Below are 18,096 nucleotides of genomic sequence, written 5' to 3' on the forward strand. Positions count from 1 at the left end.
AAAGTTTCAAGAACTAGGGTAACAAAAAAATAAAGCTATTGATATGATATCATAAAGAACAAAAATTCAAAAAATTATGAAAGCAATGAACATTAGCCTTGCATCGCTAAAAAACAGTAAGGATGCAATAAAATTTTTGACCAATTTCCTTTTTTTAACACTTACTACCTTACTACTAATAAGTTGTAAAAATGACGATAATGAAATTCCGTTTCAAGAAATTATTAATGGTGAAGAATTAGCCCAATCGATAAAAGACCAACGGGAAAACGCAAAACAAACCACAACCATAAGTGCAGCCTCTGGTGGAGAAGTATACGGTACTGAGGGTACTATACTGTATTTCCCTCCTAATAGTTTTACAGATCAAGATGGAAATCTAGTTACCGGTGCTGTGACCATAGAACTTATTGAAATCTATGACAAGGCTAAAATGGCACTTACCAAAATGCCGACCAATGGTAAACGCCCCAATGGTGATGTAGAAACCTTGGTTTCTGGTGGTGAATTTTTTGTAAACGCTCAACAAGATGGGGAACAACTTGAGCTTAACAATCCTTTTCAACTATTTGCTCCTACCGATGAGTTTAATGATCAAATGGCGCTTTTTACAGGAGCAGATAACGACTGTGATGAGACTGATCTTGACTGCGATGTGGTTTGGGAAGAAGAAGAAGAAGATGGCGACCTGGAAGCTATTCAAAGAGAAGGTCCTAACGGCATGGGAGTTACCTTCTATATGGGGCTAGCCAGTAATTTTGGATGGACCAATATCGATCGTTGGTATAGTGACCCGAGACCTAAAACTGTACTTTCTGTAGATCCGCCAGAAGGATACGACAACACCAACTCCAATGTGTATATCTCTTATGATGGAGAGCCAACTGCATTGGCATTATTAGACATCTATGATCCTGATACTGGTTTGTTTTCTGAACATTATGGATTAATCCCTATCGGGTTAGAAATACATATCATTTTTGTAACGGTACAAAATGGAGATTATCTCTATGCCATTCAACCCGCTACAGTAGAAGAAGATCATATCGAAGTTATTGGAACCACTTCTGTAGCTACCGAAGCGGAACTGGTTGCACTTATCAATAATCTACCTTAAAAAATACTGGAATATGTTTATAGGTTAACGGGGGTTACGACATATTCGAGTGTACATTCCGGAAGCATCGTCTTCCGGAATTTTTTTTGAGAAAATTTCAAAAAAAGGGTAACAAAATACTAAGCGAATTGATTTGAGTATAGAAAAACAAAAATCATGAGAACAAAGAATACAACCATTACATTACCAAACAACAGTAGGAATGTAAAACAACGATTACTGATTCACTTATTTTTTTTAACGATTTCAATTCTTGCACTAACCAGTTGCGAGACAGACGACGGCATTACCGATATTCAAACCAATACTCCAGTATTTGATCTGGATCAATTTGAACAAAACATCATTAATTATGTTGAAGCAGGAGGTAATAGCCCCGTAGGATGGGCATACACTATAAGCGTTAATGGAAACCTGGCAAAATCTAATACCTATGGGCAAGCAAGAACCTCAACAGATGGCGCTATGAATTTTTCGTTAAACAAGGAGATTAATATCGCCAGTGTTTCCAAATTCTATACCGCTATTGGAGTAATGCAATTATTAGAAGCCAATGATTTAACCATAGAAGACAATATTGCAAATTGGCTACCAGATTCCTGGACTCAAGGACCAGGTGTAGACCAACTTACTTTTAAAGATTTACTAAAACATGAATCGGGATTACAAAGTACCAATAATAATTTTGACACTACTCTTGGATACGAAGGGCTTAAAGATTGTATCGAAACCGGGGTAGTAAATTCTAAAACTCGTAACTATTTAAATGTGAATTTTGCACTTTTCCGAGTATTGATTCCTTCTCTATGGAGTGCGATAAGTAATAATGCCATAGATATTGAAAATGACAATAACACTCAATTTATGTACTTGTTATATATGCAAGAACATATTTTTGACCGTCTTTCTTTACCTCTGGTAGGTTGTTTCCCAGAGGACCGAGAAACATCTACGCTATACTATAATGTAAACGACCCAGACAATAATACCGCAGGGCAATATTACGGAAGTTGGAACAACAAAGCTGGTGGTGGCGGTTATTTTATGAGTATTCTTGAAATGGCTAAGGTAAATGCGTTTTTTGAACATACAGAAATATTGGTTAACAAAGAACAGCGAGATATTATGAAACTGCACCGTTTAGGAATGGACCGCGCTGATGCTGGAGATGAAATTCATGGAAATTACTACGGAAAAGCTGGATCTATTGGTTCCAGTAGTGATCCTTCAATCTCACAAGGCGTGCGCACACAAATGGTAATGTTCCCGGTAAATGGAGTAGATTGTGTGATCGTCATGAACTCCCAAGGAGTAACCTTACAAAATACAACAAGCTTACGCCAAATGATTTATGATGCTTATAATGATGCGTGGCAATAATTAACAGATTAACACCAATTAAAATCCAGGAGCGCTTTCTCCTGGATTCTAACAGTTTAACTTTTTACTTATCTTTAGTAACTACAAACAAAAATCATGAGGGGTCTTTTAATGCTTTACATAGGAATTCTAATTTTTCCATTCCTAAGTTTTTCACAGATTCGAACCAACGATACCATTCCCAGAATCGCACCTATATCGTATGACATTGATGGAAACCAGGTTACTTTTGGTGCCGAAATGCCTCCGCTCAACCAAATAGCGGGTGCTCCTAAAGCCTTTTACACCTACTATTGGGAGTTTGGAGATGGTAATTATAGCTTTCAGCAAAACCCAAAACACACCTATACCAAATCAGGAACCTACAACGCCAAACTCTGGTCCACAAACAACTATGACAACGGCAAACCTCCTGAAAGCCGTCCCAGATCAGTAACCATTGACAATAGCCTAGATGAAGCTTCAACATCATCTACCTCTTTATTTACCGAAGACGAAGATTTATTAATTCGTCGAAATCGAGAACCGATCCCCGATCAGGAAATGGTATTGGTAACCAGCTATAAAAACAACAACAATTATGTGTCGAGCGGTAAACTTTACTTGTTTTACAATGACTACCAATTTAAAAATAACAATTTTGTACTGTCCGATACCAGACTTCATCATGGGGAACGTATAGTGCCACTTAATGCGATTTCAGAAGTACTTCCAGAAAATGATGATCATACCTTATTGGCATCTTCTTCCTCTACATTGCATCGAAACACTCTTTTTGTACAGGACACCACCAAAAGACGAAACCTTCCGCTCACTTTAGAAGAATCTAAAGCGTTGTACCGAGATTATCAGGTTATCGAATTTAATGATATGCAACCGGGTGAAGAACGTAATATTTTTAGAACACTTCGAACCACTCCCGAGATGATAAAAGACACAAGCGCTATCGTCACATTACGAAGTGTTTATGTTCCTGATGACAACTTTGACAACCATACCGTAAAAGACACCGAAATGGAGATCGTTACCTCTCATGATCCCAATAAAATGTCGTCTAATGGTTGGTTAATGAATTATCGATTGGTACGTTTTAAACGTCTTAAATTTAAAGTACGATTTCAGAATAACGGCGAAGGCCCGGCAAATACCATTAGGTTAGAGTCTGATACCCCTGAAATGTTTGATAAATCTACATTACGCATCGAAGGCATGTACCCAGAATGCCCTATTTGCCCAAAAGAACGGGAAGTAAATTATAGTTGTCTAGATACCATTTTGAAGAAAGATAAAATCATTTTTCAGTTTAATAGAATCTACCTTCCTGGCAGCCAGCAAAAAAATGTGGCTGAAATTGATTCTACCAAGGGGTTTGTAAAGTATTCTATGAAATTCGGAAAGGATTTTCATAAGAAAAAAACCAGAAGCAAAACCGCAATCTATTTCGATAAAAACGAACCCATTATTACCAATTATGCTGCTACCCGATTTATTCCCGGCATTTCTATTGGTGCCAAAGCGGGATATATTATCGTTCCCGAACTCGACAACCAACGTGAATACTTTGTAGGCGCGACATTATCGCCGTTTAAATCGTATCGTGCCTACTACCAAGCAGAGCTTATGTTTTCATCATCATCTCATGACGAAATACGTAATTTTGAGGGAGTCACGACCAATCCAGACGGATCACAAACGGTAATTCAGTTTTCAGAATTGAATCAGTTTAACAATATTACCGTATACGCTGTTCCTGGTTCGGTGCGATATAACTTTAATAACTTTTTTGCCATGGGAGCTGGAGCACAACTAAAGTTAGATATGAGCAATGCCAATGATCAGGAAACCACGGGTGAGGCTTTTATTAGAGATAATAACGGTATTTTAACCCCTAACCCAGATCTTAATTCTTTTACTACAGAAGATATAAAAGATAGCTTTGTAAATGCCCAAGCAGGAATATTTGTAGGCTTTAATCTAGGTACAGTACGAATAGGACCCAGTTTAGGGGTACGATATGTTTATAATTTTGATGCACCCAACTCTCAAATTCAATTGTATGGCATCTGGAAGTTTTAGAACATTTCTATGTGCAGTATCTCTTTTTATGATCTGCACATTAGGTTTTGGGACACAGCAGCCTACAACAACCTCATCATTTTTATACAAACAATTAGATTATTTTTTACAAAACCCCACCTCATCGGGAGCATTGCGATTACATAAACTTGCCTATTCAAAAAAGAATTTACTCCACTCCCGTGATGATCAATTGGCATGGGTTATTGTACATTGTAACCTGGGGTACTACAACAATCAGTTTGAAGCCACAGCCACAGCTATTTCAAATTATGAAACTGCCTGGAAAAGCTATTATCAACATCGATTATCAGATTATGATATTATTGAAAACTGTTTGCAACCTCTCGGTAATCTATACATCAAAATAGGAGATCTTCCCAAAGCCGAAAACACCATAAAACAGTATTTATACCTGGCTGAGCAGTCTCAAGACACCAAAAAAACAGTGTCGGCTATTACTAATCTCTCTATTGCCTACAACAATCTCGGGAATTTCAAAAAAGCAGTACAGCTTCTGGAGCAGGGTATTGCCATAGCACCCAACAACCCTAACCTATTGATTAACATCGCTACCAACTATCTAGGGTTAGGCGATATTGAAAGTACTGAAACTACGGCCAGAAAAGTCATAGCTATCGATAAAAACCAAACCAATGCATACCAAATTTTGGCAGCAGTATATTTAGAAAAGAAAGATTTTGCTGCTGCAAAAAAGTACATTGATCAGGCAAAACAACAGCTTCTAGATCGCCCAAAATCGACTACACGATCTTTGGCCAAAGTGCAGTTAGCATATATCGATGTACTGCTCAAAAAATCTGCTTTTGCAGAAGCCCGCAAACACATTACAGAAATATACACACACCTACTCCCCTCGTATTCTATCGACCAGGAATTACCAAAAAAAGAACAGCTTATTGCAGACAGAGTGCTATTGCAAACACTAGATACTCATGCCTATATTTTGCGACAACTAGATATGCCTTTGCAGGCTATAAAGGTATTTGATTTAGCTTTTACCGTAAACTCGAAGTTAAACACGCTATACCCCATGCAGGATACCAGAATCATACAACACGGGGCAAATCGCAATCGCACTGAAAGGTATATCGCTGTACTTGTTTCACTATACAAAGACACCCAACAAAAATCTTATCTCGAAAAAGCCTTTTGGGCAGCAGAACGCTCTAAGTCACCTTTTATTTTACAGGCGTTATGGTCTAAACAAGTACTCACGAAATACGAAAATGATACTCTTGTACAACAAAAAAACAAACTAAATCAGGAACTTGCCCATTATGAAACGCTGATTCTAAAAGAAAAACTGAAAGGAGATCAGGCAAATATCAATACTATTCAAGAATGGACAAAAGAGTATGACAGCAAATCAATCCTATTCAAAGAACTTACTACTACTCTTCAAGACACCTATCCCGAACTGAACCAAACACAAAAAGAACATGCCCTAGAGGAACTTCAGCAAAAATTAAAAAAAGATAACCTAACCTTGTTAGAATATTTTTACGGAAATAAACACATATATGTCTTTAACGTACAAGCAAATGACATCACTGTTAAAAAGCTAGGCACTACAGCTGCTATGCATCAAAAAGTGATCAATTATATTGCATATTACAACTCTTCTTCTGCTATTTTAAATAATGTGGCTCAATTTACGAAAGATGCTTATGAGCTATACCAACTTTTAGAAATTCCAGAACAATCGCATTTGCTTATTGTGCCCGATGGTTTATTAAATTTTGTTCCTTTCGAAACCCTGTTAACTCAAAAAACCAATATGCTACGTTTCCAAAACATGCCTTTTTTGCTTGCATCTACTCAGATCACTTATGATCTTTCTGCCAGTAAATACCTTAGAAACGCTTCACCCAAATCGCCAACATCCGTTTTGGGTATGTTTCCTGTTTTTGAAAACACAGATTTGGCACTACCTTTTTCATTAGAAGAAAGTACATCGATACAACGCTATTTTGACGGAGCGTTTCTTGAAAAGAAAACTGCAACTTATGATCGATTTATGCAGGATGCTGTCAACCATGATATACTACATTTATCTACGCATGCTGTTTCGGGTAGCTTTTCACGCCCGCCTGCCATACGGTTTTATGATAGAGACATGTTAGTGAATGAACTATATGGCATGCAACTCGATGCCGATTTGGTGGTGTTGAGCGCCTGTGAAACCGGAGTAGGTAAACTAGCCAAAGGAGAAGGCCCTTTGAGTATTGGTCGTGGATTTCAATATGCCGGAGTAGAAAATGTGCTCTTTTCCCTATGGAAAGTGAATGACAAAACCACTGCGACCCTCATGCAAGATTTTTATAAGCATCTTGGCCGCTCAAAAAGTGAAGCCTTGCATATCGCAAAGCTAGAGTATCTGGCTCAGGAGAACATATCGAACACTCAAAAATCACCCTATTACTGGGCCGCGTTTGTCTATTATGGTGGTGTAAACCATAGCACGACCACCAATTATAGTTGGTATGCACTTTTGGTGCTTGTTTTCATTATAATTGTGCTACTTTTACGCCAGTATATGCGATCACAAACATGAGTACCTTAAGACAGTTTTTAAAACAAAAAGATTTTCATAGAATCCCCTTAACCTTTACCAAGACCCAGCACTTTGAGATACAAGCCGTTTTAAATGGTATTGAGGGTAATTTTATTGTCGATACCGGAGCATCTAATTCTTGCGTGGGTTTTGAAGCGGTAGAAAAATTTAGACTTCTTACACAAGATAGCGATGTAAAAGCCGCAGGTGCCGGTGCCTCCGACATGACTACGCAACTCTCTAAACGCAACGAAATACAAATAGGTAGTTGGTCAAAAAAAAGTATCTCTTTAATTCTTTTTGATTTGCAGCATGTGAATACGGCTTTGATCGCTCACGACGCCGAACCGGTAGATGGTATTATTGGCGCCGATATCTTAAAAAAAGGAAAGGCTATTATCGACTATGATAAAAAGTGTATGTATTTGAAATAAATCCATTTTTTAAGCTGAAAAAAACTTTTCTCAATGAAAAATAAATTACCTCTACTATTATTGCTTATAAGTCTCTTAGCTCAATCTCAACAAAAAGATTGGCAAAACATAATAGATTACGATCTTAAGTTTAAAATACCTAAAGGATATAAAGTTGTAGACACGTTTGGACTAAAGATATATTCTTATGTCGATGATTCAAAAATCGTATCTGTCAATATTTCGGAAGATGGGATTCACTCTGATATAGAACTGGAAAGTAAAAGTGATCTTTTAAAACATTATAAAGGTTTTATTAAGGGGTATGCTTCAAAAATGAATTATGAGATATTAGATTCAGAAAATTTTCAAAACAAAAAATTAACTTTTCAGAAAAGTAGATTAAAGGTTATCTATGATGATGGATTTATAAATTACCTTGACCTTCACCTCCTATTTCTTAATGATAAAACCTACCTCATTTCTTTTCAATATCCCGAAGACCCAGAAGAAGAAGTGTTAGAAGCAAAAGAGTATTTGTTTAACTCTTTATCATTTAGTGATTCACATACCCTTAAAAACCAATTCTCTGACATTGCAGAAGAAAACTCAACAGCATACAAATTAGGTGAAGCGATGGGAGCATGGTTAGCTAAGTTTACAATATTTGGTATTATAGGTATCGCAATTTATTTAGTAACCAAAAGACGTAAGAAGAAATAATTCTTGTCGATCTTTATTTAAAATGAACCTTAAAACGAGCACTTACATAAAAGTTATGTTTTGATTTTAAAACCCTGAAAACACTAACATTCCCATTCACCGAAAGAAAACATAGGTTTGGTCGAAGACGAATGGTATCTCGGCAGCAGTACTCCCTTATTCTATTTTCTGCGTGCTACTTTTACACTGTAGTTGTTAATAAAGTAATCGATTTATGAAACATAAAGTAAGTAGCAAAGGCTGCCTCTAAAAAGAAACATAAAAGAACATCGATAAAAAAATAAAGTACCCCAAAACTTGCATATCGTCATAAACAAAAAGCTATATCACCCCAATATAGCTTTTGTTTTTTTATGATGTTTTTTGATAGCACGGAAAACATTTACACGCTATTATGTCCTAGTGATCGGGTTTATTAAATTTGTTATTGAAAATCTAATTTATCATCCTAAGGCGATAGGGTTGATATTAGAAAATTCATAGACATTTGCAATATCCCCTGCTGCCGCTAGTTTGCAACTAGTGTGCCACACAAAACTAAACCAACAATCTAAAAATACAACAAGCCAGTTTCGTTTTTTGAAACCGGCTTGTTCTTATATTGCTTACTCAAACCGCCACTAGTCACAGACTAGCGGGAGCGGGGGAGAATTTGTTTTCGCATGGATTACAAATCCGCTATATCATATCCGAGCGATCAGGTTCTGCCTCTTATAATCACAGAATAGCGGGTGCGGGGCTATTGAGCATAACTAGCTATTTCCTCAAGTGATAATTTTGCTCTATAGCTTGGAGAAAAAGTTCTGATTATACCTATATCTCCGCTCATCAAAGATATTTGATCCTCGTTAATATTAATATTTAAAGAATTAGCATCTCTTTCAAATTGCTGTAATTTAAAATCTAATCTTTTTCTTATTATAACCTGATTTTTATTAAGTACAAATTTAAAGTCTTTATATTCAATAAACCTATTAAGACCATTAAACAAAACTTTAAATCCAAAAAAACCGATAACTAAAAGCAAACCATTCAAGATCAGTATTAAAAGGTTTTTTTGGATATCGGAATAAAAATAATTAAACGTACCTGATAGACCATAAACACCGATAATAAAAAAAATCAACCCAACAAAAATCGCTATAAAATCCCCGATAGTAGCTTTTATTGACCTTGTTATTTCGAAAGATTTATTCTCGTTAAACCAACTAACATTAAAGCCAATATCGGTTAAGAATTTAAGTTCCTTAACTTCTTCCATTTCCTTTATAATCTGATCATTCAAACCTATAAAATATGGAGTATTCAAACCAAGATTTCTTTTAAGAAGCTCTTTTTTTAATTCAATTTTTGCTATAAAGGTCAATGAATTGTAATTGTAAAGAACCTGTAATAGCTCTGTATTTGAATATTTAATATAATTAGCCATTCAACAAAATTTTGTTCAAAAATAATATATCTCTAAATATTAATATGTTATTTTTTTCTAAAACATCTATATTATTGTTCCTGATTAAAAATAATTCTTAATCCTAGTTTTAATTCCCCAGATATTGAATTACCATTAACATTTGGAGTAGAAGCATTGGCTTTTACTCCAACTTCTGCATTGTCTGACCCGTTTTCAGAGGTCGAACCAGAAACATATACTCCATTACCTTTTACTCCTAAGGTCCCAGAGGCATTAACTGATTTTTCCTTTGTAAATACGTCTGTTTTTTGAGCTCCAGATAAAGTTACTCCCCCAACAGGTGAAATTGGCACAGATACTTTAAGTGAATTTTCAGTATAAACTTCTTTTTTTACTTTCCCCTTAAACACGGGATCATTAAAGCTAACATACCCTTCATTGTTTACACTATAGTTGGTAAAAACTTTCTCCAAATTTAATCCCCCTTCTGCAGTAATTTTAGTTTTCACTGCGGAAGATTGTGATTGAGTATCATCACCAGTTTTTTGAACTTCTTGGGAAGCTATTCCCGAAGCGCTTATAAATAATTGGTCAAAAAACGCTCCAATTTTAGCCAATCCAGCCAACGCTTCTCTACTCATCTCAGCATATACCGCTTGTTCATCAGAAACAACATCTCCAAAATCAACTTTTTCAAGCCCTTCCAGTTCAACACCCATTCCCATCTTATTCTCCTGAAAAGCATAAGTAGAATTATATATATAATCTTCTGCCAAAGGATCTATCTGCCAAAACCTACCAATACTACGATCACTCATTCTGTATCGCCATTCATGAATGTTTAACCCTAACTCTTCTGTTAGCTCTTGACCTTGATATGTTTTTAAGTTATTCTTAGCATGCCTAATAGTAGCATTAATACCTTCCCATTGCATCCCAAAAGGATAATGGTTTTGCTCCCTACGTATTTCAGAAGCTTCTATACTACCATTGTTGTTATCATCTGCATAGGTAATTCTGGTGTTTTTCCAGATATCTTTATGCTGATATACATAAGTAAATGAGCCATCACTCTCCTTTTCAATATAGCCTTCAGGATGTGTAATAGATTTCAAAGAACCATTCTCGTATACAAAATTACCATTATATTCGACATTAGTCACATTTCCGTTATCAGTAGCCGTCTTTTTTAACTTGATACCGTTAGCATCATAGACATATTGTATGTTTCCACTATGTTCTGGATTGGTAACATCAACCCGGGTAGGGAAGTTATGGTGGTTATAACTTACATTAGTAATTCCTTTATTCTTATCGATTAAAAGATTTCCATTTGCATCATAAGAATAATCATTACCCGTTGTATTTCTGTCTTTAAAACCATAAGAGGTATTTCCAGAGTCAGTAACACTTAATAGTTTATTTCCACTATCATATTGGTATGCTAATACATCAAGATTGGTATAGTTGGATGAGTTTTGCCAACCATTTCGAGTTAAACTCTCCAGATTCCCCATCTTGTCATAAACAATATTGCTTACATCATAGTTACCATCATGACTTGTAGCACTTAAAATACGCTCAAACCCATCATACTCATAAGCATACCATCTCTTAACGTTGTCATTTGCTGTTTTCCATTCTACTTCTCCTAAATTGTACTTATACTGTGGCGTAGCGTTATGAGTTGGATTATTATATGCAATTATAAATGAGAATAAATCATCCCCCAGATTATCAACATCATTAATCCCTTTAAGCCAACCATGAACATTGTAGGTGTAGTCTACCTCCTGCAATCCACCACCAACATTCTTAGATTTTAATTGCCCTAAAGCGTCATAACTATTGCTAGCAATAAGCTCCTCATCTTGGCTATTAATCTTTTGGGTTTGCTGAGTCACTCTACCCATATGATCATACTTAAATGTATCTATCGTAACGATAGCGGCATTACTGCCTTTGGTATGGCTCGTTTTGGTTTGTAATACTCTACCTGTAAAATCAAGTTCGGTTTCTATAATATCAGTGGTGTGTAGGTATTCATTTTCACTGGCTATATAGATCGGCCTTCCTTTGGCATCGTAATAGGTGACGGTAGTAATCCAATCATCAGTACCCAATACCCGTACTTTGGTTCCTGTAGGGAGTGATTTGGCGTTGGTCGTTACGGCTTGCCCGAATACTGTGGTTGGAGTAGCTAACGAACCTTTGTCAAATTCATAATCATCATAATAGTTGATAGTGTATACTGCATCAAACCTTGTAGGATATGCATTTTTACTGTAATACACAGGAGTACCTACATACATATTTGCCGAACTGGTTTTACTCACAAATTGACGATAAGCTGCATCAGCTTCGGCTTGTATTTCTATTCTTGTTTTGCTATTACCTGTATCTTTACCCGTATAGGTTACACGACCAAAAGCATCATAAAGTGTAAATAACCATTCACTTTTGTTTTTTTGATTTGTATCCTGAGTCATAATGGGCTGATCTAATTTGTTATAAACAATATATTCCCATCCTTTTCCTGGTATTTTCTTTTCAACAAGGCGGTTACGTCCATCATAGATATATTGGTAACAGAGTTCGGCTAGCTCGGTAGCAGAAACCCCATCATTAACAGTTACCTTGGGAGGAATGACATAGGTGAGATTCCCAAAGTCATCATAGACATAATAGGTGTCATGTGCTATACTCTCATTGTATGTGCGTTTAAGAATAACCTGCCCTTGTTTGTTGGTGTATTCTTTGGTGGTATGGTTATTCCCATCTGCCACAGTCCAGTTTTCATCTTTGGTAGTGGTGACCATAAGCTCTCCTGCTCCATAATGATTGTTTTTTGCCAGACTTGGGGCTTCGGTATCGGCAGGATTGGCAAAAGCTACCTCAAAACGTACTACCTCATTGGCTGTATTGGCCTCCCAACCAAATTTAATGGTGTGATCGCTATCGCTAGTAGGATTAGCTTTCCAGGCTGTTCCTGGTGCACCTTGTTTTAGTACCCTACCCAGTGGAGAGTCTTCATAGATACTTTCAGAATACGCATTGATATTAGCAGTAGCTACGCCTGTAAAATCATCGGCATAGGTGTTTTTATAATAGGTATTAATATCATTGGTGATATTTACTGTAGTATATCCTCCCACTGCTGCATTCGACTCAAAGGGTAAATATTCTTTGGTTTGTCTACCCAGATCATCATAGGTAATATGGGTAACAATATCCTTTTCATTAGGCGATGCTTTTATGGCTCTTTGTTGTATGGGTCTTCCCAGTCCATCAAAATAGGTGACTGATTCTATATACTCCCCATCGAGTGTGGTACAGTTAGGACTTTCTAACTCACCTACCGTTATAGGTTGCTGGGGAATATTAGAATACACATAATTCTTGTCTGATAATGTGGTTTGGGCCTGCAACTGCATTCCCAAACACATTACAATAATGATATATATGATGTTTTTATTCATGATTGTTTTTGTATTGTAAGATTAAAATCCACCACCAAATCCTTTGATGACAATTATTGCAGAAGTTTTAGTTTTCTTTTGCCCGGTTCTGGTATCGGTCACCTCGACATCTATTTCATACTCTCCACTTACATTTTCGGCAAAGGTCAAACTGGTTCCCGAACCACCACTATATTGTGTGGCAGGGCTGGAGATTCTGCGTATGGTCCATCTTTGCGTAAAACTTCCCGATCCTCCACTTCTATTTAAACTAAAGGTTACACTTGGTTCGGTGTCGGTAATCACTGCATTGGCCGGAGTGGTACTTATCGATAATGGGTTATAAGAATATACAGTACGTGTATTTGAACTCCATTTTGTATGTGTAGGCTGTATATTATTGTCGATTACTCTAAATTTGACAGTATAGGTACCCGCAGAAGGGAAATTGTAGGAGAAACTGGTCCCCGTACCGCTCTGCTTTACATTGTTAATATACCATTCGTATCGACGGCTACCTGATCCTCCACCAATACCCGAGGCACTAAAACTCACACTAGTACCTTTTACAATATAACTTTTGGAAGCACTAATCGATGGAGTGCTCAATGGGTTACGAGAATATACCGTTACACTACGCTCACGAACCAATCCTGAAATGTTATTATCGATCACTCTAAATTTGATAGTATAGGTACCCGCACTAGAGAAGGTTTTTACAAACCTGGTCCCGGTATATGATTGTTTTGTATTGTTGATATACCACTCATATCTACGGCTACCCGATCCTCCAGATATTCCAGAAGTATTAAAAGTAATCTGTGATCCTTTTAGGAAATCGCTACCTAAACTTGGGGATACATTTGGTGTATTCAACGTATTATAAGAGCGTACTGTTCGGGTATTACTCCATACGGCATGTGATGGAATGGTAGTATCGACTACTTTAAACCTTACAGAATATGTGGTCGCCGAAGGGAAATTGTATGAGAAGGTAGTTCCTGTAGCACTTTGCTTTACGTTATTGACATACCATTCATATCTTCTGTTTCCAGATCCTCCACCAATACCAGAGGCACTAAAACTTACGCTAGTTCCTTTTACAATATGACTTTTGGAAGCACTTATAGCAGGTGTACTTAAAGGGTTATAGATACGTAACACCCTGTTTGCAGTACTTCTTGTAGCTCCCGTAGTAGTATCAACAATTTTAAAATAGATCGTATACGTTCCTGTAGCACTAGTATTTGCGCTAAACGTACTGCTGGTTGTACTCTGTTTTACATTATTTACATACCATTCATAGCTTAGGTTTCCAGACCCGCCTCCTATTCCTGAAGCGGTATAGCTTACCGATGCTCCTTTTACAATATAGGTATTGGCAGCACCGCTAATTGATGGAGTTTGCAATGCCGGATATGTCGCCGTAATCGTTTTTGAACTACTTGCGCTAAGTTTGGCTTGCGTATCATGAGCTAATAAAGAGATAGTATATGAATCTTCACTATTAAAGGTTTTGGTAAACGTTGTACTTGTAGCACACTGTTCTGTGGCACCATTTACCTTCCATGAATATAATATCTGACCTGCATTACCTCCTGTCGCGTTGGCAGTAAAGGTCACTGCTTGCCCAGGAACCACTGCAGTATCACCTGGGTTAGTTATAGTAACATCGGTAATACCACCGCTTCCTGCTTGTTGCCCCTCATAGTTGTATCTATTTTGTTGTACAACATGCGCATCATCATCTAAAGCATAGGCTAATCGATTAAATTCATCGTAGGTATAGAATGTCGTATACCCTCTTGGATCGGTCATCGAGGTAACTCCCACTAGTGGATCGAAGGTGTACGAGGTAATCTGAGCATTTTCAAAATAACTTTGCGCTCGTAAGTCATCGGCCAAATCTCGCATGGTTTGCTCTTCGGCAGCGGTGTTTTCGTTATTTGAAGCTGCTTTTAGACTATTGATAATGTTGGTTACCGCTGTAGGCATACCGGTATAACTGGCATTGCTAATTTTGGCAATTGGGTAATTGTTATTATACCCCCAGATATAAATTATTGATGTGCCTTTTGCCTGTTTTACTTCTAGTGGGTTTCCTTTACTGTCGTAGGCTAGATACTCTACTCGATTATCGAGATTGGCTCCGGCTTTTGCAGTTTGTATATCGCCAGGTAGCGCCACACCATTCCAAATTTTATAATTGGTACGTTGGGTGTTCATTTGCTGGCCATCAACCCAGCTCTCCTGTTCGATTACTTCTCCAATACGATGGGCGGTTTTTAGATTCCCAATAGCAGTATAAGCTTCTGTAGAAAGCGCTTTCCCTAAAGAAGTTGTAGAGGTAATATCTCCAGGATAAAATGTTTTGGTAATCACCGTCTCTCCCAAACTATTGGTTGTTGTAGTTTGGGTAGGCATGGTTCTACCATTATATCCTGTATCATAGGTATATTGACTAGTTGTTTTTACATTCCCCGATGGATAATATGTGGTTTTTTCGGTACTTGATGGTAAGTAGCGTTCACTTATATTGTCATAACGCTGGGCTTCATTCAAATCTCCAACCTTACCCATCATTAAGCTTTCGGTTCTAAGGTCATTGGCTGGTATAAAATTATTCTTGGTTTTTTCAATTAGGGTGAAACTACCTGATGATGTTTCATAGGCATAATGCTTTTGTTCTACCAATTGGCCTCTACGATGGGAATAATCGGTTGCAGGAATCATCAATTGACCGATACCATCAAACTCATTGGATGCGCTAATCGCTCCATCAGAGGCATAGCTATACGTATATTCTGTCTTTCCGTTTTCTTCTCCTATATTATATTCGGTAACATTAAGGTAATTTACATGTGAGCCTCCTTGTCCATTTAATGGAAAGATTGCATTTGATCGTAAAACATCCTGACTGCAATTGGTAAAAGGGATTTTTTTAGAGATAAAAATAGGTGGATTTAATGCTCTTCCACTAGATACCAACGCATTATCAAATTGCTGATAATCATATTTTTTGCTATTAATCATAGAATTATCTTGATCCAAGTACTGGATTTCTTTTACTCGCAATCCTCCAACAATGGCTTCATTGGCAGTATTTGTATTAAAAGCTACTTTTCTGGTGGTCATAATATCAACGTAATTCCTTCCTTGAAAAGGACCATTTTCTATTTTGATGGTATAGGTACCAGCACTTAAACGTTGAATGCCTGAATAATCCTTAGTTTCCCATGGAGTAACCAAAGTACTTCCTTTATACAACTCTATTTTAGGACAGTCAAGATCCGTACCTGTACAAGAAACTTCTACATCAACCTTATAATAAACATCTGTCAGTTCATTAAGTGTAAAAGTTGTCTCAAAAGTTGTACCCGGAGCCTCTGGTTCATTTTGTAGTTGCCCTCCAGGAATTAACTCATCCTTCATCTTGGTTCCAACAAAAAAGTCTTGATTTCCCGATAAGGTATTCGATTCAAATATAAATTTGGTTTTACCTCCTGTAGGGTAGGTGATCTCCTCTAACAATAATGCTTTGGTATGCGCTTCACTAACAGTTCTATTGGCTCCATTTACTTGTATAGGAGTTGTATATGGTACATATACGATCTTGGGATATAACTTAGAATTATTAGCACCATTATAATACCCCCAAAAATCTTGTGAAAACGAAAAACGTTCTGGTAATTGATGTGTTTGGTTATAGGTAAAACGATGTACTTTGTTAGATTTACTCCCTTTTTGCTGTGTCACACTTTTTAGATATAGTCTATGTGTACGTTGATTGGCTGTACCATCTTCTAGCAATCGCTCTAAGCCATTAGGAGCTACAAAATAACCATGATCCAACTCATAACGATCAATAAGGGCATTGTTATAATCTAACAACTTTACAGCGGTAAGTGCCTTATCATGCTGAAGATCGGTTCGGTTATGGTTGTATTCTAATACAATACTCCCCCCAGTAGTGGTAATTGAGTTTAAATAAATAGGCTTGTAAATATCTTCACTCATGGAAATAGGCTCAACATTATTTAAACTACAACCAGAACCATTGCCCAACAAATTTTTACTCTGCCCGGTAATGTTCCAATAATTAACTGCGGTTGCACCTTGAGAATAGTTGAAATTGATATGATTGCCATTATAATCTGAAATTTGTGTCAAATACCAGCCTGTAGTATTTATATATCCATCTGGCAGATTCGTAGTAGATGTATGAAACCGGGTTTCTTTAATTTCATGTACCTTTTGATTGGTACCTGGTACTACTCCAAAAATATATTGTATACCCATCGGGGTGGTGACCTGCCACCCTGAAATGGTAATCCCATCACGAAGGGCAACAATTTTTAAATCACTTTTTTGGTGCACCACAATGGTGCCATCCTGATTAAAAAAGAACTTACCAGCCAGACCTGCTACATTAATATGATACATATCGGATTCATAGTCTTGCTGTCGTTGCATTGCTAAATCAAAAAGAGTACTTCTATTATTAGCATTTTGAGCAAAATAGTGATCGATAGTATTACTAGTATTGATGAATCCTTCTTGATGATCATCGGCAATACCTCGTACCTGTCGGGAGATCATCCCTCCTGCATTTAAGGCCCAACCCAGGCCCACTCGCGAAGCCATTTCGCTTACTCGTATTCCTGAAGCATGGTAGCTCAAACTTACCGAGGCGTTTAACCCTCCTTCAGAAATACTGGTAAGTGGAACAGAAATGTTTGGGGTACCCGTGTTTAAACTCATAGGTACATCTAAATATTTTCCCATGGCTGCCACCTCTGGTGTGGGTGGTGCCAAATCTGGTACCTCCTGGCTATACCCATAGCCAACTAAACATACCAAAACAAAAAACAATTGTTTTCTCATAAAACTGTCTTTAATTGATTATTTGTGATTTTTCCTTTTTTTGTAATCCAACCTCA

General features: G+C 37.1%; 9 protein-coding genes. 6 read left to right on the forward strand and 3 right to left on the reverse strand.

Features of this window, described 5'->3' with window-relative positions; genetic code table 11:
• Positions 1–76 precede the first annotated feature (76 nt).
• The 6 genes from M0D21_RS13200 to M0D21_RS13225 all read left to right on the forward strand — a co-directional run bounded on the left by M0D21_RS13200 (position 77) and on the right by M0D21_RS13225 (position 8,287).
• On the forward strand, positions 77–1,117 hold the full coding sequence (locus tag M0D21_RS13200) for a hypothetical protein (protein ID WP_248330237.1): 1,041 nt from the start codon (positions 77–79) through the stop codon (positions 1,115–1,117).
• 156 nt (positions 1,118–1,273) lie between these two features.
• Complete coding sequence (locus M0D21_RS13205) at positions 1,274–2,497, forward strand: serine hydrolase domain-containing protein (RefSeq protein ID WP_248330239.1); 1,224 nt, start codon at positions 1,274–1,276, stop codon at positions 2,495–2,497.
• Positions 2,498–2,593: 96 nt separating this feature from the next.
• Positions 2,594–4,573 carry a DUF7849 domain-containing protein gene (locus M0D21_RS13210; protein WP_248330241.1) on the forward strand — a complete coding sequence of 660 codons (1,980 nt, stop codon included), beginning with the start codon at positions 2,594–2,596 and terminating at the stop codon, positions 4,571–4,573.
• Positions 4,554–7,151, forward strand: coding sequence for a CHAT domain-containing protein (locus tag M0D21_RS13215; RefSeq protein WP_248330244.1), 2,598 nt, complete (start codon positions 4,554–4,556; stop codon positions 7,149–7,151). Before M0D21_RS13210 ends, M0D21_RS13215 begins: the two co-directional genes overlap by 20 nt.
• Positions 7,148–7,585 (forward strand): retropepsin-like aspartic protease, encoded by a 438-nt coding sequence (locus M0D21_RS13220; protein ID WP_248330246.1) that lies wholly within the window; start codon positions 7,148–7,150, stop codon positions 7,583–7,585. The genes M0D21_RS13215 and M0D21_RS13220 overlap by 4 nt, the downstream gene beginning before the upstream one ends.
• A gap of 33 nt (positions 7,586–7,618) precedes the next feature.
• A complete protein-coding gene (locus M0D21_RS13225; protein WP_248330248.1) occupies positions 7,619–8,287 on the forward strand; it encodes a hypothetical protein in 669 nt (222 codons plus the stop codon).
• A 739-nt stretch (positions 8,288–9,026) separates the two neighbouring features.
• Here M0D21_RS13225 and M0D21_RS13230 read toward each other — a convergent pair.
• From M0D21_RS13230 to M0D21_RS13240, 3 genes are all read right to left on the reverse strand, one after another.
• On the reverse strand, positions 9,027–9,716 hold the full coding sequence (locus M0D21_RS13230; RefSeq protein ID WP_248330250.1) for a hypothetical protein: 690 nt from the start codon (positions 9,714–9,716) through the stop codon (positions 9,027–9,029).
• 71 nt (positions 9,717–9,787) lie between these two features.
• Positions 9,788–13,177 (reverse strand): DUF6443 domain-containing protein, encoded by a 3,390-nt coding sequence (locus M0D21_RS13235; RefSeq protein WP_248330252.1) that lies wholly within the window; start codon positions 13,175–13,177, stop codon positions 9,788–9,790.
• 21 nt (positions 13,178–13,198) lie between these two features.
• Positions 13,199–18,040, reverse strand: a complete 4,842-nt coding sequence (locus M0D21_RS13240) for a PKD domain-containing protein (protein WP_248330255.1) — start codon at positions 18,038–18,040, stop codon at positions 13,199–13,201.
• Positions 18,041–18,096: the final 56 nt, after the last annotated feature.

Source organism: Aquimarina acroporae (assembly GCF_023195925.1).
Lineage (GTDB): Bacteria > Bacteroidota > Bacteroidia > Flavobacteriales > Flavobacteriaceae > Aquimarina > Aquimarina acroporae.

What these genes read in the sequence shown, in the direction of transcription:
- M0D21_RS13205 (WP_248330239.1), top strand. Translation starts at nt 1,274, where the DNA reads ATGAGAACAAAGAATACAACCATTACATTACCAAACAACAGTAGGAAT.
- M0D21_RS13230 (WP_248330250.1), bottom strand. Translation starts at nt 9,716, where the DNA reads ATGGCTAATTATATTAAATATTCAAATACAGAGCTATTACAGGTTCTT.
- M0D21_RS13235 (WP_248330252.1), bottom strand. Translation starts at nt 13,177, where the DNA reads ATGAATAAAAACATCATATATATCATTATTGTAATGTGTTTGGGAATG.
- M0D21_RS13215 (WP_248330244.1), top strand. Translation starts at nt 4,554, where the DNA reads ATGGCATCTGGAAGTTTTAGAACATTTCTATGTGCAGTATCTCTTTTT.
- M0D21_RS13240 (WP_248330255.1), bottom strand. Translation starts at nt 18,040, where the DNA reads ATGAGAAAACAATTGTTTTTTGTTTTGGTATGTTTAGTTGGCTATGGG.
- M0D21_RS13220 (WP_248330246.1), top strand. Translation starts at nt 7,148, where the DNA reads ATGAGTACCTTAAGACAGTTTTTAAAACAAAAAGATTTTCATAGAATC.
- M0D21_RS13225 (WP_248330248.1), top strand. Translation starts at nt 7,619, where the DNA reads ATGAAAAATAAATTACCTCTACTATTATTGCTTATAAGTCTCTTAGCT.
- M0D21_RS13210 (WP_248330241.1), top strand. Translation starts at nt 2,594, where the DNA reads ATGAGGGGTCTTTTAATGCTTTACATAGGAATTCTAATTTTTCCATTC.
- M0D21_RS13200 (WP_248330237.1), top strand. Translation starts at nt 77, where the DNA reads ATGAAAGCAATGAACATTAGCCTTGCATCGCTAAAAAACAGTAAGGAT.